Below are 25,610 nucleotides of genomic sequence, written 5' to 3'. Positions count from 1 at the left end.
TGAACGAAGTGGGTTCCCGTTCAGAACAGCAGGGAGGCCATCCGGCGGCGGTACTGGCCGACCAGGTCCTCGTCGGAGATCACATTGAAGGCGTCGATCAGGGCCTTGCGCGGCAGTCCGTCCTCGAACGTGCGGTCGATCCGCAGCATTTCCAGGAACTGGGCCAGCGCGGCTTCGTCGTGGCCACCGAGCAGCAGCTGTACGCCACGCAGGTGGCGTGCCTTGAGGTCCTTGCCATCGGCGGCGATGCGCGCGTCCAGCACTTCGGCGGCCGGGGCGTCCTTCAGGGCCGAGGCGAAGGCCAGCCGGGCGCGTGCACGCACGGCACGGTCGTCGGTGGCCAGATTGGCGGGCAGGCCATCGATCAGCAGACCGGCTTCATCCACGCCACCGATCTGCAGCAGGGCCAGCGCCAGGTCGAGCTTCAGCTCGTCCTTGTCCGGCTCGGCGGCGATCTGCGCGCGCAGCACGTCCACCTGCGCCTGCGGGTCCAGCGGCGCTTCGTCTTCGGCGACGGCGTCGCCGATGTCGGCCGGCACGATGCCGTGCTGGGCCAGGAATTCACGCAGCTGGCCTTCCGGGATGGCCCCCGGGAAGCCGTCCACCAGCTGGCCGCCCTTCACCAGGAACACGGTCGGCACCGAGCGGATCTGGAAGGCGGCGGCGATCTGCTGTTCCTTGTCGACGTCGACCTTGGCCAGTTCGAAGGCGCCGTTGTACTCGGCAGCCAGCTTTTCCAGCATCGGCCCGAGGGTCTTGCACGGCCCGCACCAGGTGGCCCAGAAGTCGACCAGCACCGGCGTCTGCAGCGACTTCTGCAGGACTTCGGCCTCGAAGGTCGCAGTGGTGGCGTCGAATACGTAGGTCGTCTCGGTCATGGGGGAAAGCATCGTTTGGCGTCTGGAGACTGATTCTATGGTGACGATCGATGCCGGTCTCAACCCGGGTTGTAGTAAATGCCTGACAATGCCGCCTTCCTGTCGCCGTCCTTTCCGGAGCCTGCATGTCGTCCCTGTCCCCGTTGCTGCGCCTGTCCGGTCTGGTCGCCGCACTGCTGTTCGTGCTGGCGGTGCTCGGTTTCGGCGCCGGCCTGGAAGGCTACGCACAGGCTCGCCACCCGGTGGCGCTGCTGGGAGCACAGGGGGTGCCGCATGCGCTGGCCTTCAATCTGCTGGGTTTCGTGCTGCCGGGCCTGCTGGCGGTGGTTGTGGCCGAGTGCCTGCGCCGTGGGCTGTCGGCAACCGCCGGCTGGGCGCCGCGGGTGGGCAGCCAGATGCTGCTGCTGGCCGGGTTGGCGTTCGCCGCGATGGGGCTGCTGCCGCTGGATGTGGATGACCTGCACGGGCCGGCCAGCCAGCTGCATGCCAGCGCCTGGATGATCTGGGTGCTGGGTTTCGTTGCCGGGACCCTGTTGCTGGGCACGTCGCAGTTGCGCCAGGCGCATGGCCGCGCGCTGGGCGCAGTGGCGCTCGCCTGTGGCGTACTGGCCGCGCTGGCGGCGTTTGCCCTGCAGGGCGTGTTGGCGGCGCCGCTGGCACAACGGCTTGCGTTCGCCTGCTGGACGGCCTGGCTGGCCCTGGCCCTGCCGTTGTCGCGGCCGCGCTGAGACCGGCCTCGGGCGCTCGCGGAGCCGGCCTTCAGCGGGCGGGATTGGAGACGTTTGCCGCACTGCGGTACGCTGTACCGCTTTGCCGCCGCATCCGCGTGTTCCATGACCAGCGCTGAAACCAACGCCTACGACCCGCAGCAGGTTGAATCCGCCGCCCAGCAGTACTGGGACGCCACCCGTGCCTTCGAAGTCGACGAGACTTCGGACAAGCCGAAGTACTACTGCCTGTCGATGCTTCCGTACCCGTCCGGTGCGCTGCACATGGGCCACGTGCGCAATTACACGATCGGCGACGTGATCAGCCGCTACAAGCGCATGACCGGCCACAACGTGCTGCAGCCGATGGGCTGGGACGCGTTCGGCCTGCCGGCGGAAAACGCTGCGATCAAGAACAAGACCGCACCGGCGGCCTGGACCTACAAGAACATCGAGCACATGCGTGGCCAGTTCAAGGCCATGGGCTATGCCGTTGACTGGTCGCGCGAGTTCGCCACCTGCCGCCCGGACTACTACGTCCACGAGCAGCGCATGTTCACCCGCCTGATGCGCAAGGGCCTGGCCTACCGCCGCAATGCGGTGGTGAACTGGGACCCGGTCGACCAGACCGTGCTGGCCAACGAGCAGGTGATTGACGGCCGCGGCTGGCGCTCCGGCGCCCTGGTCGAGAAGCGCGAGATTCCGCAGTGGTTCCTGCGCATTACCGATTACGCCCAGGAACTGCTGGACGGCCTGGACGAGCTGGACGGCTGGCCGGATTCGGTCAAGACCATGCAGCGCAACTGGATCGGCCGCTCCGAGGGCCTGGAAATCCAGTTCGACGTACGTGACGTTGACGGCGGCGTGCTGGATCCGCTGCGCGTGTTCACCACCCGTCCGGATACCGTGATGGGCGTGACCTTCGTGTCGATCGCCGCCGAACATCCGCTGGCGCTGCATGCGGCGAAGAACAACCCGGAACTGGCCGCGATGCTGGCCGACCTGAAGCAGGGTGGCGTGTCCGAGGCGGAACTGGAAACCCAGGAAAAGCGCGGCATGGACACCGGCCTGCGTGCGCTGCATCCGGTCACCGGCGAGCCGGTGCCGGTGTGGGTCGCCAACTTCGTGCTGATGGGCTACGGCACCGGCGCGGTGATGGCCGTGCCGGGTCATGACCAGCGCGACAACGAAGTGGCCAACAAGTACGGCCTGCCGATCAAGCAGGTGATCGCGCTGAAGGATGCGCGCACCGAAGAAGAGCGCACCTGGGATGGCAGCCGCTGGCAGGACTGGTACAGCGACAAGAGCCGTGCCTTCGAGCTGGTCAACTCGGCCGAGTTCGATGGCCTGGATTTCCAGGGTGCCTTCGAAGCCCTGGCCGAACGATTCGAGCGCAAGGCCCAGGGCCAGCGCCGCGTCAACTACCGCCTGCGCGACTGGGGCGTGAGCCGCCAGCGCTACTGGGGCTGCCCGATTCCGGTGATCTACTGCGCCAAGTGCGGTGCGGTGCCGGTGCCGGAAGAACAGCTGCCGGTGGTGCTGCCGGAGGACGTGGCATTCTCGGGTACCGGTTCGCCGATCAAGACCGATCCGGAATGGCGCAAGACCACCTGCCCGGAATGTGGCGGTGCGGCCGAGCGCGAGACCGACACCTTCGACACCTTCATGGAGTCGAGCTGGTACTACGCCCGCTACACCTCGCCGGGTGCCCGTGATGCCGTCGACAAGCGCGGCAACTACTGGCTGCCGGTGGACCAGTACATCGGTGGCATCGAGCACGCGATCCTGCACCTGATGTATTTCCGCTTCTACCACAAGCTGCTGCGCGACGCGCGGATGGTGGACAGCAACGAACCGGCGCGCAATCTGCTGTGCCAGGGCATGGTGATTGCCGAGACCTACTACCGCCCGAACCCGGATGGCTCGAAGGACTGGATCAACCCGGCCGATGTGGAAGTGCAGCGCGACGAGCGCGGCCGCATCACCGGCGCGACCCTGATCGCCGACGGCCAGCCGGTGGTGGTCGGTGGCACCGAGAAGATGTCCAAGTCGAAGAACAACGGCGTGGACCCGCAGGCGATGGTCGACAAGTACGGCGCCGACACCGTGCGCCTGTTCTCGATGTTCGCCGCGCCGCCGGAACAGTCGCTGGAGTGGAACGAAGCCGGTGTGGATGGCATGGCCCGCTTCCTGCGCCGCCTGTGGGCCCAGGTGCAGAAGCATGCTGCCGATGGCGCCGCTCCGGCGCTGGATGTTGCAGCACTGGATGCCAACCAGAAGGCACTGCGCCGCAAGACCCACGAGACCATCGGCAAGGTCGGTGACGACTATGGCCGCCGCCACAGCTTCAACACCGCCATTGCCGCGGTGATGGAACTGATGAACGCGCTGGCCAAGTTCGAGGACGGCAGTGCGCAGGGGCGCGCGGTGCGCCAGGAAGCGCTGCAGGCCATCGTGCTGCTGCTCAACCCGATCACCCCGCACGCCAGCCATGCCCTGTGGCAGGTGCTGGGCCATGGCGAGACCCTGCTGGAAGACCAGCCGTTCCCGCAGGCCGATGCCGGTGCGCTGGTGCGCGACGCGCTGACCCTGGCCGTGCAGGTCAACGGCAAGCTGCGTGGCACCATCGACGTGGCGGCCGACGCCGCGCGCGAGCAGGTCGAGGCACTGGCCCTGGCCGAGCCCAACGCGGCCAAGTTCATGGAAGGCCTGACGGTGCGCAAGATCATCATCGTGCCGGGCAAGATCGTGAACATCGTCGCCGCCTGATGTACCCCGTACCGGCCACCCGCGTGGTGGCCGGTACCATTCCGGTGCAGGGCCCGGCGTTTGATGGCCCTGCATTCACGCGGCTTCGGGCACGCTGTGTGTTGCCGTGATCGCCCGGCTCCGCCAGACTGTCTCCATGACCCGAATCCTGCTTGCCCTCGTTCTTGTCCTCGGCCTTGCCGGCTGCGGTTTCCATCTGCGCAACAAGCTGATGCTGCCGACCGACACGGCACCGGTGAAGGTGGTTTCCACTGCGCCGTACAGCGAACTGGTCAAGCTGCTCAACCGCAGCCTGCTGGCCTCCGGCGCCAGGCTGGCCGATGAGGACAGCAAGGAGCCCAGCGCCCAGCTGCAGGTACTGTCCGAGCGCTGGGGCGACCTGCCGATCGCCATCGACTCGCAGGGCCGTGCGCAGGAATACAGCCTGCGCTACGCGGTGATCTTCATCTTCCGTCGCGAAGACGGCAGCGAGCTGGTGCCGCAGCAGGTGATCGAGCTGTCGCGCGACTACGTGTCGCCGCCGACCGACGCCACCGGTACCACCACCGAACGTGAAATCCTGGCCAATGAACTGCGCCGGGAAATGTCCGCCTCGATCATCCGCCGCATCGACAGCGTGGTGCGTGCCGAGATCGAGAAGGGCGGCAGCCTGTCGGCGCCGAAGGACAAGCCCATCGAAGGCGCGGTACCGGCCGAGCCGGTCCCCGCAGCCAAGCACTGAGCCGCGCGCATGGAACTGCGTCCGGAGCAGCTGGCCAGCCAGGGCGCTGATACCGCGCTGGCGCCGGTCTACCTGATTGCCGGCCCGGAAACCCTGCGCGTGCTGGAGGCGGCCGACGCCATCCGCGCACGTGCGCGCGCCTCGGGCATTGGCGAACGTGAAGTGTTCGACGCCGATGGGCGTGATTTCGACTGGAACCAGCTCGACGCCAGTTTCAATGCCCCCAGCCTGTTCAGCGCCCGTCGCCTGGTCGAGGTGCGCCTGCCCAGCGGCAAGCCGGGCAAGGACGGTGCCGAGGTGATCAGCCAGTTCTGCGCCAATCCGGCGCCGGACGTGGTGTTGATGATCACCGCCAACGAATGGAGCAAGGCGCACCAGGGCAAGTGGGCCGAAGCGGTCAACCGCATCGGCGTGCTGTCGGTGGCGTGGGCGATCAAGCCGCACGAACTGCCGGACTGGATCGAGCGCCGCCTGCGTGGCAAGGGCCTGCGCGCGGACCCGGCCGCCGTGCAGCGCCTGGCCGAGCGGGTGGAAGGCAACCTGCTGGCTGCCGCCCAGGAAATCGACAAGCTGGCGCTGTTGGCCGATGGCCAGCCGCTGGATGTGGAGCGCATGGAGTCGCTGGTGGCCGACGCCGCCCGCTATGACGTGTTCCGGCTGGTGGAGGCGACATTCTCCGGGCAACCGCCGGCGGTGCTGCGCATGCTGGCCGGCCTGCGAGGCGAGGGTGAGGCGGTGGCTGCGTTGATGCCGATGGTGATCCGCGAGCTGCTGGCCGGTGCTGGCCTGGCCCGGGTGCAGGCCCGTGGTGGCAACCTGGCCGCCGAAATGAAATCGCGCGGCATCTGGGAATCGCGGCAGGCGCCGTACAAGCGCGCGCTGCAGCGGCATCCGGAAAGCAAGCGCTGGGAGCGCTTCGTGGCTGAAGCGGGACTGGTCGACCGTATCGCCAAGGGGCGCGCCGACGGTGATGCCTGGCTGGCGCTGGAGCGCCTGCTGGTGGCTGTGGCCGAACCGCGTGCCGTGCGCCTGCTGGCACGGGCCTGAGCAATGAGCCTGCGGATCTACTACGGGGGCACCTTTGATCCGGTGCACCTCGGGCACCTGGCGATCGCGCGGGCTGCCCGTGACGAACTGCAGGTTGCCGTGCGCATGCTGCCGGCGGCCGATCCGCCGCACCGTGCCGTGCCCGGCGCCACGGCCGAGCAGCGCTGCACCATGCTGTCGCTGGCCATCGGCGACGAACCGGGCCTGCTGCTGGACCGGCGCGAGCTGGATCGCGCGGTGCGTTTCCCCGGTCGGCCGTCCTACACCGTGGACACCCTGCGCGAGCTGCGCGGCGAGCTGGGGCCGAGCCGGCCGCTGGCCTGGCTGGTCGGCGCCGACAGCCTGCTTGGCCTGTCCCGCTGGCACGAATGGGAGGCGTTGTTCGGGCTGGCTCATTTCGTGGTGGCGGAGCGCCCGGGTAGTCCGTTGCAGGCCGCGGTGGATGGCGAGCTGGGCCGGGCGCTGGAAGGGCGTTGGGCCGACACCGAGCAGGCCCTGTTCGCCAGCCCGGCCGGGCGCATCCTGCGCCTGCACCACCCGCTGCGCGAGGAATCGGCCAGCGCGGTGCGCTCGCAGATCGCCGCCGGCGGCCCCTGGCGCGCCCTGCTGCCACCCGGCGTGGCGGACTATGTGGCTGCACACGGGCTGTACCGCCCGGCCAGGCCGTGAATGGCGCAGCGGCGCCATCCCCGTATAATCGCCCCCACGTTTATCGAGTCGATCCACTTTGAGCAACCAGACCCAGCCCCAGACCATCAAGGTCGATCTGCCCAGCCCGCCGCCGTCCGTGCCGGAACTGCTGGCCAGCGTCCGCCAAGCCACCGAAGACCTGAAGGCCAAGGACCTGGTCGAGATCGACGTGCGCGGCCGGTCCAGCGTTGCCGACTACATGATCGTCGTTTCGGGCACCTCGACCCGCCACGTCAAGTCGATTGCCGACGAAGTCGTGCGCTTCGCCAAGAACATCGACGTGATGCCGCTGGGCGTGGAAGGCGAGCGCGAAGCCGAGTGGGTGCTGGTCGATCTGGGCGACGTGATCGTCCATGTGATGCTGCCGCGCGTGCGTGAGTTCTACGCCCTCGAGCGCCTGTGGACCGTCGGCGACCAGCCGCCGTCCAGCGACGACGAAGTGGCCTGAGCCACACGTTGATGCATCCCTTCGACGGCGCCGATGGCGCCGTCGACGTTTTGGAGGACCGTTGATGAAAGCCCGCCTGATCGCCACCGGTGAACGCGCCCCCAGCTGGGTGGCGCAGGGCTTCGCCGAGTACCAGAAGCGGCTGTCGCACTGGCTGCCGTTCGAGCTGGTGGAAATCGAGCCCGGCCTGCGTGGCAAGGGGCGCGATCCGCGTCGCGCCACCGAAGATGAAGGCAAGCGGGTCATCGCTGCGCTGCCGAAGAATGCCTATGTGGTGGCGCTGGACGTGCCGGGCCGCCAGCTCAGTTCCGAACAGCTGGCGCAGCGCCTGGAACACTGGCGCGGGCAGGGAAGGGACCTGGCGTTCCTGATCGGTGGTCCGGAAGGGCATTCGCCGGAGGTGTCCGCGCTGGCCGATGAGAAGTGGTCGATCGGCCCGCTGACGCTGCCGCATATGCTGGTGCGCCTGGTGGTGGCCGAGCAGCTTTATCGGGCTGCCGCAATGATTGCCAATCACCCCTACCATCGCGCGTGAAGAGTGGTTATACTAGTCGTCTGCCCGAATAGCTCAGCCGGTTAGAGCACTTGACTGTTAATCAGGGGGTCGTTGGTTCGAGTCCAACTTCGGGCGCCACCTTGAAAAACCTGCATCGCGAGATGCAGGTTTTTTTTTGCGTCTTTGTAGCGTCGAGGTTGCGCGACTGCTGTTGTGGAGCCGAGCCATGCTCGGCTGCTGCGGATGAACCAGCCGAGCCTGGACTCGGGTCTACAGCGTGAGATTGCCTCGCCAGAACGCCACCAGCGTAGCAACCGCCACAACCAGGATCGCAGCGAACAGTACCCCTTCCCAACGCGTAAATACCTGTTCGCCGCGTTGGTGCCGGGTCAATGCGAACAACACCACGCCGGGCACGTACAGCAGTACCGACAGCAGCAGGTTGTCCAGCCCGCCTGCATACACCAGCCACAGCGCATAGGCGCTGGCCAGCAGTGCGACCACGAAATCGCGCCAGCGCACGCCCGGTTCACCGGCATAGGCCTGCCCACGCCAGGCCAGCTGTACGCCGAATGCCGTGGACAGGAAGTAGGGCACCAGGCTCATCGACGCGGCCAGCAGCACCAGCCCGGTATAGCTGCCGGAATTGACCAGCACCAGCAGCAGGAACAACTGGATCAGCCCGTTGCTCAACCACAGTGCATTGGCCGGCACGCCGCGCGCGTTCTCACGCCCCAGGAAGGCCGGCATGGTGCCGTCACCTGCGGCGGCATAGAGCACTTCGGCGCACAGCAGCACCCAGGCCAGCAATGCACCGAGAACGGAGATGATCGAACCGATGATGATCACCGTCGCGCCCCATTCGCCGACAATGGCTTGCAGCACATAGGCCATCGACGGATTAGGCAGTCCGGCCAGTTCCGCCTGCGACAGCACGCCCATCGACAACAGGCTGACCAGCACCAGCAGCAGCCACACGCCGAGGAAGCCGATCACCGTGGCGCGACCCACGTCGGCACGGCGTGCGGCGCGCCGCGAGTAGATGCTGGCGCCCTCGATGCCGATGAACACCCACACGGTCACCAGCATCATGCCGCGCAGCTGCTGGCCAAGGTCACCGAGCGCGGGCGTGCCGAGGAAATCGGCACGGAACACGTCCATGCGGAACGCGCCTGCCGCCAGGATCAGGAACAGCGCGATCGGCAGCAGCTTGGCCACGGTCACCAGGCCGTTGACGATGGCGGCCGTGCGCAGGCCGCGCAGCACCAGCAGGTGCACGGTCCACAACAGCAATGACGATGCGGCCACGGCGGCCGGGGTATTGCCTTCGCCGAACACGGGCATGAAGTGGCCGAGGCCACTGAAGATCAGCACGAAGAAGCTGGCGTTGCCGAGCACCGAGGCGACCCAGTAGCCCCACGCAGCGGAGAAGCCGATGTAGTTGCCGAAGCCTTCGCGCGCATATGCGTAGATGCCGGTATCGAGATCAGGCCGGCGGTTGGCCAGGGCCTGGAACACGAAGGCCAGCATCAGCATGCCCGCGCCGCTCAGGGCCCAGCCGATCAGCGCCGCGGCCGGGCCGGCGCTGCGCGCCACGTTCTGCGGCAATGAAAAGATGCCGGCGCCGACCATCGAGCCGACCACCAGTGCAGTCAACGCGGGCAGGCCCAGGCGTTGCGAAGTTGCGGCCATGCAGATCCCCTGCGGCGGTGATGCCGCGTGCACACGGTAGCCATGTGCCCGTGAACATGCCTGCAAGGGGCGGAACGACGAAGGCCCGGGCAGCTGCCCGGGCCTTCGAAGTTGCTGCGTTGAAGGGTGTTGCCTGTATTACTTGAAGGTGTACTTGGCACCGACGGTGAAGTAGCGGCCCAGCGCACCAGAGAAGTGCATCGGGTTGTAGTTCACGCCGCCATATGTGGTCGGATCGAGAGGAGCGATACGGTCGAATACGTTGGCCACGGAGGCGTTGAGTTCGAAGGCGTCTGTAATGTTCCAGCGCCCCGACAGGTCGAACGTGGTGAAGGAGGAGATCTTCGTCACCGGCGTGCCATCTGCATAGAACGCCTGATACGTGCCGCCGCGCTTATCAGTGTTATCCATCTTGCCGATGTAGTTGGCAACGCCGCTGACGCTCCACGGCCCCTGCCGCCAGGTGGTACCGAAGTTGATCTTGTCCTTCGGCGTGCCGATGCAGTTGGTGACGTCGCAGTTGCCGTGGGTGCCGGCATAGTCGACGGTCTCGGTGCCCTCGGTTCGCTCGAACTTCAGGATATGGCTCCATTGCAGGTCCAGTTCCAGCTGGCCAGGGCCGATGTCGAACGTTTGGCGGATATCGGTATCGATGCCCCGAACACGCGAGGAATTGGCATTCACATACGCTGTATTGACCGCCAGGATGTTGCCGCTGTTGGGCACGCCACCGATGTTGTTGATGTCACGTACGACGTTGCCGGCCCTGATCGCTGCCGTAGTGCTGCCCTGGGCGATTTCATTGGTGCGCTTGATCTGCCATGCATCGACTGTCATCGAAGTCGAAGACGTTGGTTGCAGCACGATGCCCACAGAGTAACTCTTGGATTCCTCCGGCTTCAGATCCTTGTTCGGGCGGGTGATGATCGCCACCGTGCGGGCAGGGACATTGCATTCGGTAGGGTCAATTTCGCAGCGCAGCGGGTCGGTTGCGTTCGAGAATGCAGCCAGACCACCGTCACCGTTTTCGGCGGGGTTCGGCGCGCGGAAACCTTCGGCATAGCTGGCCCGCAGAGCGATCCAGTCGGCCGGCGTCCATTTAACGCCGAGCTTCGGTGTGGCTTTGCCTTCTCCGCTTTCGTACTTGTCGTAACGCAGCGCGCCTGACAGTTCCAGCTGTTCCAGGACCGGTGCGGACAGTTCGACGTAGCCAGCGTAAACGTTCTGCGTGCCGTCATAGGCAGAATAGCCCAAGCCGATGATGTCACCCGTATCGGTGTAGGTCTGCGGCGTCAGGCTGTTGCTGGTCTTGCGCCATTCGGTGCCGATCGCCAGGCCCAGTGGGCCGCCCTTGAGATCCATCAGGCTGCGCGACACGGTGAAATCGAACATATCCAGACCGGATTTTGCACGGGCGCTGATGGTCGGTGAGATGTAGTCGTAAAGCGCCTGCGAGTTCAGATTGGCGTTGTCACCGATGCGCCACACGCCGCCTGCGCAGTTCGGGTTGCCCAGTGCGCACTGCACAGCGCTGTAGCGTAGGAAGCCGGTGCGCTTGTTGACCAGGTCGGTTGCCGAATGTAGATAGGCGGTATCGTAGCTCCAGTCACCCCAGTTTCCCTTGACACCGACCAGGAATCGGTTGAACTCGTTGGTGTTGTTGGTTACACGCGGACCGACATCCCATGCTGCATAGCGCAGCCTGGACGCTTGGCCGGGGATCGGATTGTCAGGATGGTCCGGGCCAAGCACGGTGGCTTTGGACCCACTGTTCGCTGTGACTACGCCACCTGGGAAACCCCAGGTGCCGGCCGCGCCCGATGGCGTGTTGCTGAAAATCGTTTCCTTCTTCGAGTAGCCGATTTCGGTGTAGATCTCGCCGCCTTCACCAAACGCGAAAGTGGCGCGACCGAACACGTTGATGTACTTCTCTTCCGGGGTCAGGTCGCGATACTGCTGTGCCGGATCCCACAGGCAGCCTTGAGCCTGTGCACTGGCGTCTGACTGGCCAGGAATGGTGGTGAGGTTCGCACAGCCCGGCAGCGCAACCAGGAAGGCAGGGTTTTCCTCGGTTGCATTGCGGTCGTCGAACACAGAACCATTGGGGCCAACGCCGCCTGCCGCGCCATTGGACAGATACGCGCCGCCTAGGAACTGCGAATCGGCTGCATCGTAGCCCCACGGGCGAGTATCGCCGGTTCCGATCCACTTGCGGTTCTTGCGATCGCTGATCTTGATGGCATCGGTCTTGCCGACGTCCAGGCTGAAGAATGCGTTCCAACCATCGCTGGCCAAGTCGCCGGTACCAGCGGTAAGGGTTGCCTTCTTGGAATCTCCATCGCTGTCGCCGGACAGACCATACGACGCACGCAGGATGGCGCCCTGAAAGTCACTGCGCAGGATGATGTTGACTACGCCTGCGATGGCGTCGGAGCCATAGATCGCCGAGGCGCCGTCTTTCAGTACTTCCACACGCTCGACGGCATCAAGCGGAATGGTGCTGAGGTCGGTGAACACCTTCTGGCCGTCATCAGCCAGGCCGTAGGTCGCCATGCGGCGGCCGTTCAACAGCACCAGCGTGGAACCCGCACCGAGGCCGCGCAGCGAAATGCCGGCGCCACCGCCTGCGAAGCCGTTGCCGAAAGTCTTGGGAATCGAGCCTGCACCGTCAGCGGTGATGGTCTGCAGATACTCCGCCAACGTGGTCTTGCCCGTGCGGTCGATTTCCTGGCGGGTCACCACCTGCACCGGCGACGGTGTTTCGGTGTTGGTGCGCGGAATGTTTGAGCCCGTGACCGTGATGCGGTCGAGGTTGGTGGCCTTCTCCTGCTCCTGCGCGAAGGCGGAGTTGGAAGCTACCGCACCAACCAGCAGCAGCGTGCTGCCGGCAAGGATATGGGTGATGGATGATGCCAGGGTGCAGCGGCGGCGGCTGGCGGGCCGTTGGATCAGGTGTTTCACAGCTTCTCTCCTAACTGGAAAACCATAGCGTTGAGGGCTGTCTCCGGAAGGTTCCGGGACGGGCCAATCTAGGTTTCCGATGGGTGACGAAGCAGTGAAATTTTGCTTAATTCGTAACGCCTGACCGCTGGCTTTGCCGATTCTGTCTTTTCGCGTGTGAAAGCCGGCCCGACGGGTCGCCGGGCCGGCCCGGAACGATCACTCCGGCAGCGAGAACTGCACTGGCACCAGGCCGATGGCCGGGACCGCTACGCCATCACGCTGGGCCGGTTCGAAACGCCAGCGCTTCAGCACCTGCTGGCGCGCGGCCTGGTCCAAGCTGCGCGAGCCACTGCTGCGCTCGATGCTGACCATGACTGGCTGGCCGCTGCTGTCGACTTCCACCCGCAGCAGCACCGTGCCTTGCTCATGATTGCGCAGGGCCGGCACCGGATAGGTGGGGGGCGGTGCACTGCGGTATTGCAGCTGCGCTCCGGCCAGCGGTGCAGCACTGTCGATGCTCGGCGCGAGCTGTGGCGGGGCCGGTTCGGCCGCTGGAAGTGCGATGCCCTGGGTGTCCTCCACGGTCGCGGTGGGAGCTGGCAGGGGCGGCGTTGCCGGCTGTGCATGCGGCTTCGGCACGACCCGAGCGATCTCCTTTGGCTCCAGTTTCGGCGGTGCCGGCGGTGGGGGGATCTTCTCGATCAGCCGTACCGTGGTCTTGTCACGCGGAACCTGCACGGCCTGGTAGGTCGCCGGGATCAGCAGCAACAGGAAGGCCAGCAGATGCAGGGCGATGGCCGCGCTCCAGGCGGCAACGCGGGCGGGGTCGAAGTGCGGGGATGCAACGGGATACGTACGAACCATGGTCCACCTCCATGCCAGTGACGAAGTCCTCAACGCACCAGGGCCCGTGGCGGGGTTGCCGCACGCGGCTGGCAGTCCATCAGTAGCGCGACAGGGCAGCCACTGCCTAGAGGCAGGGGGGCGATCGTTGGGCTGGCCTTCAGCCAACGCCGGCTACGGGCATGAAAAAGGCGGATCCCCTGCGGGATCCGCCTTTGTCGGCAATGGCGAACGGGATCAGCGACCCAGTTCGAACACCACGTCCAGGTTGACCGAGACGGTCGATTCACCCGGTGCGACCGGGGTGGCCTTGTCCATCGCCGCGCCGGCCGACATGGCCCGCATCATCGGCATCGGGCGGTAGCCGCCGCCAGCGTTCTCGGAAATGCTGACGATGCGGCGCACCTGCAGGCCCAGCGACTTCGCATAGGTCTGGGCGCGGGCCTGGGCCTTCTTCAGTGCAGCCAGGCGCGCTTCGTCGTAGACCGGTTCCGGCTGGTCGATCTCGAAGCTGGGGCCGTTGATCTGATTGGCGCCCTGCGCAGCCAGTGCGTCCAGCACCTTGCCCAGCTTGGCGATGTCGCGCACCTTCAGGCTGACCGTGTTGCTGGCCTGGTAGCCGGTGATCTTCGGTGCTTCGTTGTCGGCATAGCGGTACTGCGGGTTGAGGCTGACGCCACTGGTCTGCACGTCGCGCTCGGCGATGCCGGCGGCCTTGATCGCGGCCAGTACCTTGTCCATCTGCTGGGCGTTCTGGCGCATGGCGCTGTTGCCATCGGCAGCCTGGGTGACCACGCCGGCCGACAGGGTGGCCACGTCCGGCACGCGGGTCGCCTCGGCATTGGCCGAGATGTTCAGCAGGGTGCCTTCGGCCGGGGCGGCGATCGACGGCGACGACGGGGCAGCATGGGCGGTCATCGAGGTTCCAAGGGCGAGGGACAGGGCGAGCAGCAGCGGGGTGGCGGTCAGGCGCATGGAGAACTCCTTGTTGTGCCGTTGAGGGTGGTGTCGTAGCGATGAACGCGCTGTGAGCCCGTTCGGGGTTGCGCACGTTCCGGGACGGGTTGCCGACGATTCAGGTGGCGGCCTCAGGTTATGCTGTGCCGATGCTCTATCTTGCTTCCCGCTCCCCCCGACGCAACCAGCTGCTGGCCCGACTCGGACGCCCCTTCCAGGCCCTGGACCTGGAGGTCGTCGAGCAGCGCGCGCCCGCTGAAAGCGCCGAACAGTATGTCTGCCGGGTCGCCGCCGACAAGGCGCGCGCCGGGTTGGCCCGGGTGCTGGCCGATGACCCGCAGGCGCGCGTGCTCGGCTCGGACACCGAGGTGGTACTGGATGGCGACGTGTTCGGAAAGCCCACTGACGCCGCCGATGCGCGGGCGATGCTGGCGCGCCTTGCCGGGCGTACCCATCAGGTGATGACCGCCGTGGTGGTGGTCGGCGCGGACGGGCTGGACAGCGAACTGGTCATTTCCGAAGTGACCTTCGCCCCGATCGACGCTGCCGACATCGCCGCCTACGTGGCCACCGGCGAGCCGTTGGACAAGGCCGGGGCCTACGCCATCCAGGGCGGGGCCGAGCGCTGGATCGAACATCTTTCCGGCAGCTACTCCGGCGTCATGGGGCTGCCATTGCTGCATACCGATCGTCTGCTGGCGCGCTGCGGCGTGCCGGCCACAACTGCCGATGCCGCCAGGGAGGCTGCCGATGTCTGAGGAAATCCTGGTCAATGTGACCCCGCGCGAAACCCGGGTCGCGGTGATCGAGAACGGCATGCTGCAGGAACTGCACATCGAGCGCGGTTGGCGCCGGGGTGTGGTCGGCAACATCTACAAGGGCAAGGTGCAGCGGGTGATGCCCGGCATGCAGGCCGCCTTCGTCGAAGTCGGGTTGGAGCGTGCCGCGTTCCTGCATGCCAACGACGTGGTGCGGCCGGCGCCGGTGGCCAGTGCCGATACCGAGAACACCACGCTGCCGCCGCCATCCAGCGTGCCGATCGTCGAGCTGCTGCGCGACGGCCAGGACATCGTGGTGCAGGTGGTGAAGGACCCGATCGGGACCAAGGGCGCACGCCTGACCACCCAGATCAGCATTCCCTCGCGCTACATGGTGCTGCTGCCGCAATCCAAGGTCGTGGGCGTTTCCGCACGCATCGAGGATGAAACCGAGCGCGCCCGGCTGAAGGCGCTGGTGACCGAACTGTCGGCGCAGCACGGAGGCTACGGCTACATCGTGCGTACCAATGCCGAGGGCCAGCCGGCAGAGGCCATCGCCGAGGACATCGCCTACCTGTCGCGCGTTTGGAACGTGGTCGAGCGTCGTGGCCGCGAAGCGGCCTCGTGCAGCAACATCTATGAAGACCTGAGCCTGCCGCTGCGATCGGTACGCGACCTGATCCGCAAGGACGTTGACAAGGTGAAGGTGGACTCCAAGGAGACCTTCGCGCAGTTGCAGGCCTTTGTTGCCAAGTACATGCCGGTGCTGGCCGAGAAGATCGAGCTGTACAGCGGTGATCGCCCGATCTTCGACATGTTCGGGGTGGAGGACGAGATCGGCCGCGCGCTGGACAAGCAGGTGCCGCTGAAATCCGGTGGCTACCTGGTGATCGACCAGACCGAGGCGATGACCACCATCGACGTCAACACCGGTTCGTTCCTCGGCCAGCGCAACCTGGAAGAGACGGTGTTCCGCACCAACCTGGAGGCGGCACAGGCGGTGGCACGGCAGCTGCGGCTGCGCAACCTGGGCGGCATCATCATCATCGATTTCATCGACATGGACGATGCCGAGCATCGCCGCCAGGTGCTGCGCACCCTGGAAAAGGCGCTGGCCCGCGACCATGCCAAGACCACGGTGTACGACTTCTCGCCGCTGGGCCTGGTGGAGATGACCCGCAAGCGCACGGTGGAAAGCCTGGAGCGCCAGCTGTCGGAGACCTGCCCGCAGTGCAGCGGCCGCGGCAGCATCAAGACCACCGAGACGGTGACCTACGAGATCTTCCGCGAGATCACCCGTGCCGTGCGCCAGTTCGATGCCGCGCGCCTGCTGGTGATCGCGTCGACCAAGGTGGTCGCGCGCATCACCGACGAGGAATCCGCGGCGGTGGCCGAGCTGGAGGAATTCCTCGGCAAGAGCATCCGCTTCCAGGCGGACGAGCAGTACCTGCAGGAGCAATTCGATGTCGTTCTGCTCTGATCCTCGCCGGCCGCAGGCCGGCGGTGGCCGATGAGCGCGCCGCCGCGCCTGCGACTGCGAAGGATCCGCCGTCATTTCATTGCCGCCTGCGCGGTGGGCCTGGTCGGGCTTGCACTGCTGGTGGGCACCCTCAGCCAGCTGCTGCCGCTGGCCGAGCGCCATCCCGACAGGATTGCCGCCTGGCTGAGCGAACGCGCTGGCCAGCCGGTGCGTTTCGACCAGCTGCAGACCGCCTGGACCCGGCGTGGTCCGCTGCTGCAGCTCAAGGGCCTGCGCATCGGCGCCGGCCAGGGCCTGGCGATCGGCGAGGCCGAAGTGCTGGTATCGATGTACAGCGGCCTGTTGCCTGGCCGGTCGCTGACCGAGCTGCGCCTGCGTGGCCTGGCGCTCGACCTGCAGCAGGGCGAGGACGGTCGCTGGTCGGTACGCGGCCTGCCGCAGGCCGCCAATGGCGGGGACCCGCTGGATGCGCTGCGCCGGCTGGGCGAGCTGCAGGTGATCGGAGGCCGCCTGGGCGTGCATGCGCCGGGGCTGGGAATCGACACCACGCTGCCACGCATCGACGTGCGCCTTCGGGTCAACGGCGACCGCCTGCGTGTAGGCGTGCGTGCCTGGGCCCAGACCGAAGCGCTGCCGTTGACGGCGGTGCTGGACGTGGACCGCGTGCGCGGCAATGGCCAGGCCTGGCTGGGCGCCGATCCGGTCGATTTCCATGCCTGGTCGCCGCTGCTGGCGGCCGGCGGTGTGCGCCTGCGCGAAGGCAAGGGCGAACTCAACCTGTGGCTGACCCTGCGCGATTTCGCGCCGGTGGCGGTGACCACCGATTCGGACCTGCGTGATGTCCGCATCGATGGCGCACCGATGCCCTCGATGGCGGCTCCGCAGCTGCAGCTGCAGCGGTTGCAGGCACGCCTGCGCTGGCAGCGCCAGGCTGATGGCTGGGCGTTGCAGGTGCCGCGCCTGCGCCTGAAAACCGAAGAGGGCGAGCAGCAGCTCGATGGCCTGCAGCTGCAGCTTGGCAAGCAGCTGCGGGTCCGTTCTGGCGAAGTGCAGGCCGGCACCGCGCTGCGTGCGCTGGCCCTGAGCGATCGTCTCGAACCGGGCCTGCGTCGCTGGCTGTTCCTGTCCAGGCCGCAGCTGGATGTGCGCGAGTTGCAGCTGGCGGGCGATCGCGATGGCCCGCTGTGGGCGCAGGGCGAACTGCAGTCGCTGGGCTTCGCCAGCGTGGGCAATTCGCCCGGCCTGCGCGGCCTGGGCGGGCGCTTCGAAGGCGACGCGGATGGCTTCAGCCTGCAGTTGCAGCCGCAACGGCAGCTGCAGTTCGATTGGCCGACCGGCTTTGGTGTGCGTCATGACCTGCATCTGGCGGGACAGGTGGTGGGCTGGCGCGACGAGGGCGGTGGTTGGCGTATCGGTACTGCGGCGATGCGCGTGGAAGGCACCGACTATGCGGCCGACGTGCGCGGCGGGGTCTGGTTCCAGGGGGACGGTACGCGGCCGTGGCTGCAGCTGGCGGCCAAGCTGGACGACGTGCCGATGACTGCGGCCAAGCGCTTCTGGATCCACTCCAAGATGAGCAAGGGCGCCACCGACTGGCTGGACATGGCGCTGGCCGGCGGCCAGGTGCGCAATGGCATCGGCCTGGTCAGTGGCGACCTGGACGACTGGCCGTTCGACAACAACGATGGCCGCTTCGAGGCCACCGGCCATATCACCAACGGTGACATCCGTTTCCAGCACGATTGGCCGTTGATGAGCCAGGTCGACGCCGATATCGCCTTCATCGGCCCCGGCTTCGACATGCATGGGCGCGGCGATCTGGCCGGTGTGGCGGTGCAGAAGTTCGAGGCGGGCATTCCGGATTTCGGGCAGCAGCCGCTGTATGTGCGCGCCGATGCGCAGAGCGAGGCGGGCAAGCTGCTGGCGATGCTGCGGCAGAGCCCGCTGCACAAGGATTATGGCGACACCCTGGACAACCTCACTGCTGCCGGCCCGGCGCATGTGACCTTCGATCTGCTGCAGCCACTGCACCACGATGAAGGTGGCGGCCACCTGCAGGGGACGGTTGATCTGGCCGGCGTGAAGCTGGTCGACAAGCGCTTCCAGCTCGCCTTCGACAACATGCAGGGACAGGCGCGCTACAGCAATGGCGGTTTCGATGCCGAGGCACTGTCGGTGCGCCACCTCGGCCAGGACGGTCGCCTGAGCCTGCGTGCCGGTGGCTACGTGCACGACAGCAGACTGGCCTTCGAATCGCAGCTGTCGGCCACGCTGGATGCTGGCGTGCTGATCGACCGCGCGCCGGAGATGGCGTGGCTCAAGCCCTACATCACCGGAACCTCGCCGTGGACCATCGCGGTCAGCCTGCCCAAGGTCGCTCCAGGGGCGCCTGCGCCGCCCAGCGAGCTGCGGTTGAGCTCCGATCTGGTCGGGACCCGGCTGGACCTGCCGGCGCCGCTGGACAAACCGGCTGCCGAGCCGTTGGCGACCACTGTGGCTGCACAGCTGCCGATGGGGGCCGGCCGCATCGACGTTGCGTTCGGCCAGCGCCTGGCGCTGGCCGCACGCAGCCACAACAACCAGACCGGTGTGCAGGTGACGCTGGGCAGCGACCATGTCGACCGCGAGCCGCCGCCGAGCGGGCTGACGGTCAATGGCCGTAGCCCGACCCTGGACGCTCTGGAGTGGATCAGTCTGGCGCGGGGTGGCAGTGATGACGACGCCATGCCGCTGCGTGCGGTGGACGTGCAGGTCGGCCAGTTGAAGCTGATCGGTGGCGTGTTCGAGCAGACCCGGTTGCAGCTGCGCCCGGGCGCGCAGGCACTGGATGTGCGCCTGGACGGCCCGTCGCTGGCCGGGCGCCTGACCGTCCCCAATGCAGACGGCGGCACCATCAGTGGCCAGCTCGACCGCGTGCACTGGCAATCCCTGCCGGCGGCTCCGGGTGCATCGGCCGCACCGGCACGGGTACAGGCCGGCGCCAACGACATGGACCCGGCCAAGCTGCCGCCGTTCGCGCTGGACATCGCCGACCTGAAGTTCGGCAAGGTGGTGCTGGGCCAGGCGGTACTGCGTACGCGGCCGCTGGCCAATGGCCTGAACGTGGACGAGCTGCGCTTCCGTGCGCCCGACCAGGAGATCGACATCAGCGGTCGCTGGCTGGGCCGCACCGGTGGTGCCCGCACCGAGCTGACCGCACAGGTGCGCAGCGAGGACCTGGGCGGACTGATGCAGAACCTCGACTACGGCGGCCAGCTGCGTGGCGGTTCCGGCCAGGCGCAGCTGCAGGCCACGTGGAGTGGGGGGCCGTCGGACTTCCAGCTGGGCAACCTGCAGGGCCGCCTGGACCTGCACGCGCGCAACGGCCAGCTGCTGGAGCTGGAACCGGGCGCCGGCCGGGTGCTGGGCCTGCTCAGTGTCACCCAGCTGCCGCGGCGCCTGATGTTCGACTTCCGCGACTTCTTCTCCAAGGGCTTCGCGTTCAACCAGATCGACGGCAGCATGCAGTTCGGCCAGGGCATGGCACGCACCGACAAAGTGCTGATCGAAGGCCCGGCAGCCAACATCACCATCCGCGGCCAGGCCGACCTGCGCAACCAGCAGTTTGACCAGACCATCGACGTCAACCCGCGTGCAGGCAATCTGCTGACCGTGGTGGGTGCGGTCGCCGGTGGTCCGGTGGGGGCGGCGCTGGGCGCGGCCACCAATGCGGTATTGTCCAAGCCATTGGGCGAGATTGGCGCCCGTACCTACAAGGTGACCGGTCCATGGAAGGAACCGAAGGTGGAAGTGATCGAGCGCAGCCGCGACAAGGCTCCGCCACCCGTACCGGCACCGGCGCCGGCCATTCCGCCGACCGTCACCGGCCTGCCGCGCTCGCGTTGAGCGCGGCTTTCCTGTTCACGGGGCTTGCCTGAGCGCCCCCGCATCCCCAGATCGAGAACCATGACTGATATCGCCCTGACGCTTGCCCAAGACCGCCTGCTGCGCCCCGGCGGCCTGGATACCGCTGGCCTGGAGCGCACCTTCGGCCAGCTGCTCGGCCCCGGTGTGGACTTCGGCGACCTTTATTTCCAGCATGCCCGCCGCGAGAGCTGGAGCGTGGAAGACGGCATCGTCAAGGACGGCGCCCATTCCATCGAGCAGGGCGTGGGCGTGCGGGCGATTTCCGGCGAGAAGACCGGCTTCGCCTACTCCGACGACATCCATGCCGATGCGCTGCTGACGGCGGCGCAGTCGGCGCGTGCGATCTCGCGTGAAGGTGGCGCCCAGTCCGGGCGGTCGCTGCTGCGCGGCAACGCGCGCGCGCTGTACCCGGCGCTGGACCCGATCGATGGCATCGGCAACGAGGCCAAGGTCGAGGTGCTCAAGCGCCTGGATGGCTACCTGCGCGCCGCCGACCCGCGCGTGAAGCAGGTGATGGTGAGCCTGTCCGGCGGCGTCGATACGGTACTGATCGCCCGCAGCGACGGTGTGCTGGGCGCTGACGTGCGCCCGCTGGTGCGCCTGAACGTGCAGGTGATCGTCGAGCACAACGGCCGCCGCGAGTCCGGCTATGCCGGCGGTGGTGGCCGCTACGGGTATGAGGAGCTGTTCGCCGACGGCCGCCCCGAGGCCTTTGCCCGCGAGGCGCTGCGCCAGGCGCTGGTGAACCTGGACGCCGTTCCGGCACCGGCCGGGGTGATGCCGGTGGTGCTTGGTCCGGGCTGGCCCGGCGTGCTGCTGCATGAAGCGGTCGGCCATGGCCTGGAAGGCGACTTCAACCGCAAGGGCACCAGCGTCTACGCGGGCCGCATCGGCGAGCGCGTTGCCGCCCCGGGCGTGACCATCGTCGATGACGGCACGCTGGACGGACGCCGTGGTTCGTTGAACATCGACGATGAGGGCCACCCGAGCCAGTGCACCACCCTGATCGAGGACGGCATCCTGGTCGGCTACATGCAGGACAGCCTCAACGCACGGCTGATGGGCATGGCGCCGACCGGCAACGGCCGCCGCGAATCGTTCGCGCACCTGACCATGCCGCGCATGACCAACACCTACATGCGCGCCGGCCAGCACGACCCACAGGAAATGATCCGTTCGGTGAAGAAGGGCCTGTACGCAGTCAACTTCGGTGGCGGTCAGGTTGACATCACCAGCGGCAAGTACGTGTTCTCGGCCACTGAGGCCTACCTGATCGAGGATGGCCGCATCACCACGCCGGTGAAGGGTGCGACGCTGATCGGCAACGGTCCGGAAACCATGCAGAAGGTGCGCATGGTCGGCAACGATCTGGCCCTGGACGAGGGCGTGGGCATCTGTGGCAAGGACGGGCAGAGCGTGCCCGTGGGTGTCGGCCAGCCCTCGCTGCTGATCGAGGGCATCACGGTCGGCGGTACCCAGGCCTGAGCCGGGCGATGGCCAGCGCCACCGCCCAGGCCGGCGCGGACTCAGTCCTCGTCGGCTTCGTCGCTGTCGACGGGGTCGGCGTCTTCGGCGCTGGCCTTCAGGCCGAGCGCCGCCGGCAGCATCAGTGCGCGCAGCACCTGGTAGATCTCGCGATAGGCACGCGGCGGCTTGTTCTTCGCCTTCTCGGCCTGCGCATTGCGCACCAGCGTGCGCAGCTGCTGGCGGTCGGCCTGCGGGTAATCGTCCAGCAGGGCGGCCAGCGCCTTGTCACCTTCGGCCAGCAGGCGCTCGCGCCAGTCTTCCACGCGGTGCATCATCGCCACTTCGCGGCGGCCGGTTTCGCTGTTGGCATCCAGCGCATCGCGGATCGCATCCAGCGTGGCTTCTTCTTCGCGGCGCATGTGCTTGGCCAGGAACGCCAGCTGGCGCTTGTGGGCGATGTGGGCGGTGATGCGCTTGCACTCGGCGATATGCGGCAGCAGGTCTTCCGGGATCGGCAGGCGTGCCAGCTGCGCCGGGGTCAACGACACCAGCTTCTCGCCCAGGGCCAGAACGTCGAGCGCGTCGCGCCGGTTCTGGCTGCGGCTCTTGTCGTGGAATTCACCGGTTTCTTCGTCGCGTCCGCGCATCGTTCCTACCTGATCTCAAAAAAAGTCGCCCGGCGTGATGCCGGGCCCAACCCGTACAGGATAAAGCATTGAACGTGATCGCCCCTGAAGTCGCTGTCGGCGACGACAGCCTGGCCCGGCTGGAACGGCTGGCCGACCTCTCCCAGCAGCTGCTCGACCGCGCCCGTGCGCTGGGCGCCAGCCAGGCCGAGGTCAGCTGCAGCGAGGATCGTGGCCTGGAGGTCAATGTCCGCCTTGGCGAGGTGGAGACCGTGCAGTCCACCCGTGACCGCGGTATCGCCGTCACCGTCTATTTCGGCCAACGCAAGGGCAGCGCCAGCACCGGCGACCTGAACGAGGCCAGCCTTGCCGCCACGGTCGAGCAGGCCTGTGCGATCGCCCGGCACACCGAAGATGACCCGGCTGCCGGCCTGGCCGAGGCCGCACTGATGGCCACCGATTTCCCGGATCTGGATGCCTGGCACCCCTGGGCGCTGCAGGCCGACGAGGCGGTGGACCTGGCCCTGGCCTGCGAGAACGCAGGCCGTGAGGCCGATGCGCAGATCCGTAATTCCGACGGCGCCTCGGTTTCGAGCATGCAGAGCCTGTCGGTGTACGCCAATTCGCATGGCTTTTTCGGCCGTGAGCGTGGCACCCATCATTCGGTGGGCTGTGCGCTGATCGCCGGCCAGGGCGATGGCATGCAGCGCGATGGCTGGTACACCAGCGCGTTGGCCCGGGAGGACCTGGAAGACGTGGGCCTGGTCGGCCGTCGTGCTGCCGAGCGCACCGTCGCCCGCCTGCAGCCTCGCTCGATGGCCACCGGCAGCATGCCGGTGCTGTTCGCCCCGGAAGTAGCGCGCAGCCTGGTTGGCCACCTGCTGTCGGCGGTGTCCGGCGGTGCGCTGTACCGCCAGGCCAGCTTCCTGCTGGACAGCGTTGGCCAGCAGCTGTTCCCGGACTGGATGCAGATCGAGGAACTGCCCTACCTGCGCCGTGGCCTGCGCTCGGCCGCCTTCGACGGTGACGGCGTGGCCACGCGTGCTTCGGCCCTGGTCCGTGACGGCGTGCTGCAGCGCTATGTGCTGGGCAGCTACTCGGCACGCAAGTTGGGCCTGCAGACCACCGCCAATGCCGGTGGCGTGCACAACCTGCAGCTGGCCGCCAACGCGGGCTCCCTGCAGGACATCGCCCGGCAGATGGGCGATGGCCTGCTGGTGACCGAACTGATGGGGCAGGGCGTGAACGGGGTGACCGGCGACTACTCGCGCGGTGCCGGCGGCTTCCGCGTCGAGAATGGTGAGATCCAGTACCCGGTGGATGGCATCACCATCGCCGGCAACCTGCGCGAGATGTTCAGCAGCATCGAAGCGGTCGGCAGTGACGTCGACCCGCGCTCGCACATCCGGACCGGTTCGATCCTGCTGGGGCGGATGACCATCGCCGGTAATGATTGATGGCGTCGATGGCGTAAGCTATGCCCGCCTGACGCAACCAGCTTGGTGCTGGTGGGTCAAGACCACCCAATGAAAAGGAGTTTTGTCGTGAGCGAATTCGATAACGTCCCGCCGCCGCCGGCCACCACCGACGTGCCGGCCGACCAGCGCACCATGGCCCTGGCCGCGCACCTGCTGGGCATTTTCACCTGGTTCATCGGTCCGCTGATCATCTGGTTGATCAACAAGGACGACGCCAGCAAGGCTTTCGTGACCGACCAGGCCAAGGAAGCGCTGAACTTCCAGATCACCATCACCATCGCGATGCTGATCTGCATCGTGCTGACCATCGTGATCATCGGCGGCATCCTGGCCCCGATCGTCGGCATCCTGAACTTGGTGTTCTGCATCATTGCAGCGGTCAAGGCCAACAACGGTGAAGCGTACCGCTACCCGTTCGCGCTGCGCCTGGTCAAGTAAAACCAGCTGCATGCGGAACTGAAAACGCCCGGCATTGCCGGGCGTTTTTGCTTGACGGTAGCGCCGGGCCATGCCCGGCGAGCGCGCAGCGCGGCAGCATCACCACCAGCGATCAATGATCGCGTTCGACCGCCAGCGTCGCCAGCGCACGCAGTGCATCGGCCTCTTCGCCGTACCCGGCCAGGATCGCCTGCATGCGTGCCGCGAGTTCGTGCAGCTGGGCCTTCGCCCCGTCCAGGCCGAGCAGGGCGGGGAAGGTGCTCTTGTCCTGCGCCTGGTCCTTGCCGGCGGTCTTGCCCAGCTGCTCGGAACTGGCCTCGACATCGAGGATGTCATCGCGTACCTGGAAGGCCAGGCCGAGTGCGTCGGCGAAGCTGTCCAGCTGGGCCAGCTGAGGTTCGTGGGCCTGGCCGCACAGCGCGCCCATGCGCACCGCCGCACGGATCAGCGCGCCGGTCTTCAGGGCATGCATGCGGGTCAATGCCGCCAGCGTCTGCTGCTGGCCGGTGGCATCGATATCCAGCGCCTGGCCGCCGCACATGCCAGCGGCGCCGGACGCGTGGGCCAGGGTCTGCAGGCAGGCCACGCGCAGCGTGGCCGGCAGCGGTGCATCGGCCAGCAGGCCGAAGGCACGGGTCTGAAGCGCGTCGCCTGCCAGAATCGCGGTGGCTTCATCGAAGGCGATGTGGGTGGTCGGCTTGCCGCGACGCAGCGCGTCGTCATCCATCGCCGGCAGGTCGTCATGCACCAGCGAGTAGGCGTGGATGAGTTCGACGGACATGGCGGCCGCATCCAGGCTTTCCGGCTGCGCACCGAACAGGTGGCCACTGGCGTAGACCAGCAGCGGGCGCATGCGTTTGCCACCGCCCAGCACCGAATAGCGCATGGCCTGGTGCAGGCGCTGCGGCGCTTCGGCAGGCGAGGGCAGGGCGGCGTCGAGCTGGCTTTCGATACGGTCGCGCCAGCGCGCGAACAGAACCTCAGCCGTCATGGCTGGGCGGATCGAAAGGCTCGGATGCTTCCGGCTGCGCCGGATCGCTGAGCAGGCGCACGCGCAGCTCGGCCTGCTCCAGCGCCTGCTGGCACTGGCGATACAGACCGACGCCACGTTCGTAAGCACTGAGCGAAGCTTCCAGGCTCAGCTCGCCGGTTTCCATCTGCTCCACCAGCTGCTCCAGCGATTCGAGCGACTGCTCGAACTGGGCGACCGGGGAGGCGTTTTCGGGGGACTTCTTGACCATGCGGCAAGTGTGGACGGGCCGCGCG

General features: G+C 67.1%; 21 protein-coding genes and 1 tRNA gene. 14 read left to right on the top strand and 8 right to left on the bottom strand.

Annotated elements, in window-relative coordinates:
* Positions 1 to 20 precede the first annotated feature (20 nt).
* On the bottom strand, positions 21 to 878 hold the full coding sequence (gene trxA, locus ACZLHH_RS16995) for a thioredoxin (protein WP_049463215.1): 858 nt from the start codon (positions 876 to 878) through the stop codon (positions 21 to 23).
* Between the two features lie 125 nt (positions 879 to 1,003).
* Between trxA and ACZLHH_RS16990 the strand changes: the two genes are divergently transcribed.
* The 8 genes from ACZLHH_RS16990 to ACZLHH_RS16955 all read left to right on the top strand — a co-directional run bounded on the left by ACZLHH_RS16990 (position 1,004) and on the right by ACZLHH_RS16955 (position 7,894).
* Entirely contained in the window at positions 1,004 to 1,606 is a 603-nt protein-coding gene (locus ACZLHH_RS16990; protein WP_049421055.1) for a DUF998 domain-containing protein, read from the top strand.
* A 105-nt stretch (positions 1,607 to 1,711) separates the two neighbouring features.
* Positions 1,712 to 4,354 carry a leucine--tRNA ligase gene (gene leuS, locus ACZLHH_RS16985; RefSeq protein ID WP_121504589.1) on the top strand — a complete coding sequence of 881 codons (2,643 nt, stop codon included), beginning with the start codon at positions 1,712 to 1,714 and terminating at the stop codon, positions 4,352 to 4,354.
* Positions 4,355 to 4,490: 136 nt separating this feature from the next.
* Positions 4,491 to 5,075: an LPS-assembly lipoprotein LptE gene (locus tag ACZLHH_RS16980; RefSeq protein ID WP_032128984.1), complete on the top strand. Its 585-nt coding sequence runs from the start codon at positions 4,491 to 4,493 to the stop codon at positions 5,073 to 5,075.
* A gap of 9 nt (positions 5,076 to 5,084) precedes the next feature.
* Positions 5,085 to 6,122 carry a DNA polymerase III subunit delta gene (gene holA / locus ACZLHH_RS16975; RefSeq protein WP_032128985.1) on the top strand — a complete coding sequence of 346 codons (1,038 nt, stop codon included), beginning with the start codon at positions 5,085 to 5,087 and terminating at the stop codon, positions 6,120 to 6,122.
* Between the two features lie 3 nt (positions 6,123 to 6,125).
* Positions 6,126 to 6,791 (top strand): nicotinate-nucleotide adenylyltransferase, encoded by a 666-nt coding sequence (gene nadD / locus ACZLHH_RS16970; protein WP_180844942.1) that lies wholly within the window; start codon positions 6,126 to 6,128, stop codon positions 6,789 to 6,791.
* 58 nt (positions 6,792 to 6,849) lie between these two features.
* The gene (rsfS, locus tag ACZLHH_RS16965; protein ID WP_005418109.1) at positions 6,850 to 7,260 is read left to right on the top strand and encodes a ribosome silencing factor; all 411 of its coding nucleotides are present in this window, start codon (positions 6,850 to 6,852) and stop codon (positions 7,258 to 7,260) included.
* A gap of 64 nt (positions 7,261 to 7,324) precedes the next feature.
* Entirely contained in the window at positions 7,325 to 7,795 is a 471-nt protein-coding gene (gene rlmH, locus ACZLHH_RS16960) for a 23S rRNA (pseudouridine(1915)-N(3))-methyltransferase RlmH (protein ID WP_005418108.1), read from the top strand.
* A gap of 22 nt (positions 7,796 to 7,817) precedes the next feature.
* Positions 7,818 to 7,894: transfer RNA gene (locus tag ACZLHH_RS16955), tRNA-Asn, on the top strand.
* Between the two features lie 132 nt (positions 7,895 to 8,026).
* On the opposite strand, the gene ACZLHH_RS16950 is transcribed toward ACZLHH_RS16955, so the two are convergent.
* From ACZLHH_RS16950 to ACZLHH_RS16935, 4 genes are all read right to left on the bottom strand, one after another.
* A complete protein-coding gene (locus tag ACZLHH_RS16950) occupies positions 8,027 to 9,448 on the bottom strand; it encodes a basic amino acid/polyamine antiporter (protein ID WP_180844943.1) in 1,422 nt (473 codons plus the stop codon).
* A 138-nt stretch (positions 9,449 to 9,586) separates the two neighbouring features.
* Complete coding sequence (locus ACZLHH_RS16945; protein WP_180844944.1) at positions 9,587 to 12,409, bottom strand: TonB-dependent receptor; 2,823 nt, start codon at positions 12,407 to 12,409, stop codon at positions 9,587 to 9,589.
* A 198-nt stretch (positions 12,410 to 12,607) separates the two neighbouring features.
* Positions 12,608 to 13,255 (bottom strand): energy transducer TonB, encoded by a 648-nt coding sequence (locus ACZLHH_RS16940; RefSeq protein WP_180844945.1) that lies wholly within the window; start codon positions 13,253 to 13,255, stop codon positions 12,608 to 12,610.
* A 216-nt stretch (positions 13,256 to 13,471) separates the two neighbouring features.
* Positions 13,472 to 14,209, bottom strand: a complete 738-nt coding sequence (locus ACZLHH_RS16935) for an SIMPL domain-containing protein (RefSeq protein WP_006382138.1) — start codon at positions 14,207 to 14,209, stop codon at positions 13,472 to 13,474.
* Positions 14,210 to 14,340: 131 nt separating this feature from the next.
* Between ACZLHH_RS16935 and ACZLHH_RS16930 the strand changes: the two genes are divergently transcribed.
* From ACZLHH_RS16930 to tldD, 4 genes are read left to right on the top strand one after another with little or no spacing between them, the layout of a single operon-like run.
* Positions 14,341 to 14,949 (top strand): Maf family nucleotide pyrophosphatase, encoded by a 609-nt coding sequence (locus ACZLHH_RS16930; RefSeq protein WP_032128990.1) that lies wholly within the window; start codon positions 14,341 to 14,343, stop codon positions 14,947 to 14,949.
* Positions 14,942 to 16,429 (top strand): ribonuclease G, encoded by a 1,488-nt coding sequence (gene rng / locus ACZLHH_RS16925; RefSeq protein ID WP_010482960.1) that lies wholly within the window; start codon positions 14,942 to 14,944, stop codon positions 16,427 to 16,429. Before ACZLHH_RS16930 ends, rng begins: the two co-directional genes overlap by 8 nt.
* 30 nt (positions 16,430 to 16,459) lie before the next feature.
* Complete coding sequence (locus ACZLHH_RS16920) at positions 16,460 to 20,314, top strand: YhdP family protein (RefSeq protein ID WP_180844946.1); 3,855 nt, start codon at positions 16,460 to 16,462, stop codon at positions 20,312 to 20,314.
* Between the two features lie 60 nt (positions 20,315 to 20,374).
* Positions 20,375 to 21,820, top strand: a complete 1,446-nt coding sequence (gene tldD, locus ACZLHH_RS16915) for a metalloprotease TldD (RefSeq protein ID WP_049398683.1) — start codon at positions 20,375 to 20,377, stop codon at positions 21,818 to 21,820.
* Between the two features lie 41 nt (positions 21,821 to 21,861).
* Here tldD and yjgA read toward each other — a convergent pair whose 3' ends face one another.
* On the bottom strand, positions 21,862 to 22,449 hold the full coding sequence (yjgA, locus tag ACZLHH_RS16910) for a ribosome biogenesis factor YjgA (RefSeq protein WP_032128993.1): 588 nt from the start codon (positions 22,447 to 22,449) through the stop codon (positions 21,862 to 21,864).
* A 68-nt stretch (positions 22,450 to 22,517) separates the two neighbouring features.
* Here yjgA and pmbA point away from each other — a divergent pair, with 68 nt between their 5' ends.
* Both pmbA and ACZLHH_RS16900 read left to right on the top strand, forming a co-directional pair.
* Entirely contained in the window at positions 22,518 to 23,885 is a 1,368-nt protein-coding gene (pmbA, locus tag ACZLHH_RS16905; protein ID WP_180844947.1) for a metalloprotease PmbA, read from the top strand.
* 87 nt (positions 23,886 to 23,972) lie between these two features.
* Positions 23,973 to 24,344 carry a DUF4870 domain-containing protein gene (locus ACZLHH_RS16900; RefSeq protein WP_071228717.1) on the top strand — a complete coding sequence of 124 codons (372 nt, stop codon included), beginning with the start codon at positions 23,973 to 23,975 and terminating at the stop codon, positions 24,342 to 24,344.
* A 112-nt stretch (positions 24,345 to 24,456) separates the two neighbouring features.
* On the opposite strand, the gene ACZLHH_RS16895 is transcribed toward ACZLHH_RS16900, so the two are convergent.
* Together ACZLHH_RS16895 and ACZLHH_RS16890 are read right to left on the bottom strand one after the other, a co-directional pair.
* Entirely contained in the window at positions 24,457 to 25,335 is an 879-nt protein-coding gene (locus tag ACZLHH_RS16895; protein ID WP_049462723.1) for a polyprenyl synthetase family protein, read from the bottom strand.
* Positions 25,325 to 25,585 carry an exodeoxyribonuclease VII small subunit gene (locus ACZLHH_RS16890; protein WP_049412480.1) on the bottom strand — a complete coding sequence of 87 codons (261 nt, stop codon included), beginning with the start codon at positions 25,583 to 25,585 and terminating at the stop codon, positions 25,325 to 25,327. Before ACZLHH_RS16890 ends, ACZLHH_RS16895 begins: the two co-directional genes overlap by 11 nt.
* Between the last annotated feature and the right edge of the window lie 25 nt (positions 25,586 to 25,610).

It is taken from the genome of Stenotrophomonas sp. 28608_Sma, assembly GCF_056486185.1.
Note: the sequence above shows the minus strand (reverse complement) of the source record. Positions and strands in the feature narration are given on the sequence as shown.

Excerpts from the sequence above, each read along its gene's own strand:
- trxA (WP_049463215.1), bottom strand. The coding sequence starts at position 878 with ATGACCGAGACGACCTACGTATTCGACGCCACCACTGCGACCTTCGAG.
- ACZLHH_RS16990 (WP_049421055.1), top strand. The coding sequence starts at position 1,004 with ATGTCGTCCCTGTCCCCGTTGCTGCGCCTGTCCGGTCTGGTCGCCGCA.
- leuS (WP_121504589.1), top strand. The coding sequence starts at position 1,712 with ATGACCAGCGCTGAAACCAACGCCTACGACCCGCAGCAGGTTGAATCC.
- ACZLHH_RS16980 (WP_032128984.1), top strand. The coding sequence starts at position 4,491 with ATGACCCGAATCCTGCTTGCCCTCGTTCTTGTCCTCGGCCTTGCCGGC.
- holA (WP_032128985.1), top strand. The coding sequence starts at position 5,085 with ATGGAACTGCGTCCGGAGCAGCTGGCCAGCCAGGGCGCTGATACCGCG.
- nadD (WP_180844942.1), top strand. The coding sequence starts at position 6,126 with ATGAGCCTGCGGATCTACTACGGGGGCACCTTTGATCCGGTGCACCTC.
- rlmH (WP_005418108.1), top strand. The coding sequence starts at position 7,325 with ATGAAAGCCCGCCTGATCGCCACCGGTGAACGCGCCCCCAGCTGGGTG.
- ACZLHH_RS16950 (WP_180844943.1), bottom strand. The coding sequence starts at position 9,448 with ATGGCCGCAACTTCGCAACGCCTGGGCCTGCCCGCGTTGACTGCACTG.
- ACZLHH_RS16940 (WP_180844945.1), bottom strand. The coding sequence starts at position 13,255 with ATGGTTCGTACGTATCCCGTTGCATCCCCGCACTTCGACCCCGCCCGC.
- ACZLHH_RS16935 (WP_006382138.1), bottom strand. The coding sequence starts at position 14,209 with ATGCGCCTGACCGCCACCCCGCTGCTGCTCGCCCTGTCCCTCGCCCTT.
- ACZLHH_RS16930 (WP_032128990.1), top strand. The coding sequence starts at position 14,341 with ATGCTCTATCTTGCTTCCCGCTCCCCCCGACGCAACCAGCTGCTGGCC.
- rng (WP_010482960.1), top strand. The coding sequence starts at position 14,942 with ATGTCTGAGGAAATCCTGGTCAATGTGACCCCGCGCGAAACCCGGGTC.
- ACZLHH_RS16920 (WP_180844946.1), top strand. The coding sequence starts at position 16,460 with ATGAGCGCGCCGCCGCGCCTGCGACTGCGAAGGATCCGCCGTCATTTC.
- tldD (WP_049398683.1), top strand. The coding sequence starts at position 20,375 with ATGACTGATATCGCCCTGACGCTTGCCCAAGACCGCCTGCTGCGCCCC.
- yjgA (WP_032128993.1), bottom strand. The coding sequence starts at position 22,449 with ATGCGCGGACGCGACGAAGAAACCGGTGAATTCCACGACAAGAGCCGC.
- ACZLHH_RS16895 (WP_049462723.1), bottom strand. The coding sequence starts at position 25,335 with ATGACGGCTGAGGTTCTGTTCGCGCGCTGGCGCGACCGTATCGAAAGC.
- ACZLHH_RS16890 (WP_049412480.1), bottom strand. The coding sequence starts at position 25,585 with ATGGTCAAGAAGTCCCCCGAAAACGCCTCCCCGGTCGCCCAGTTCGAG.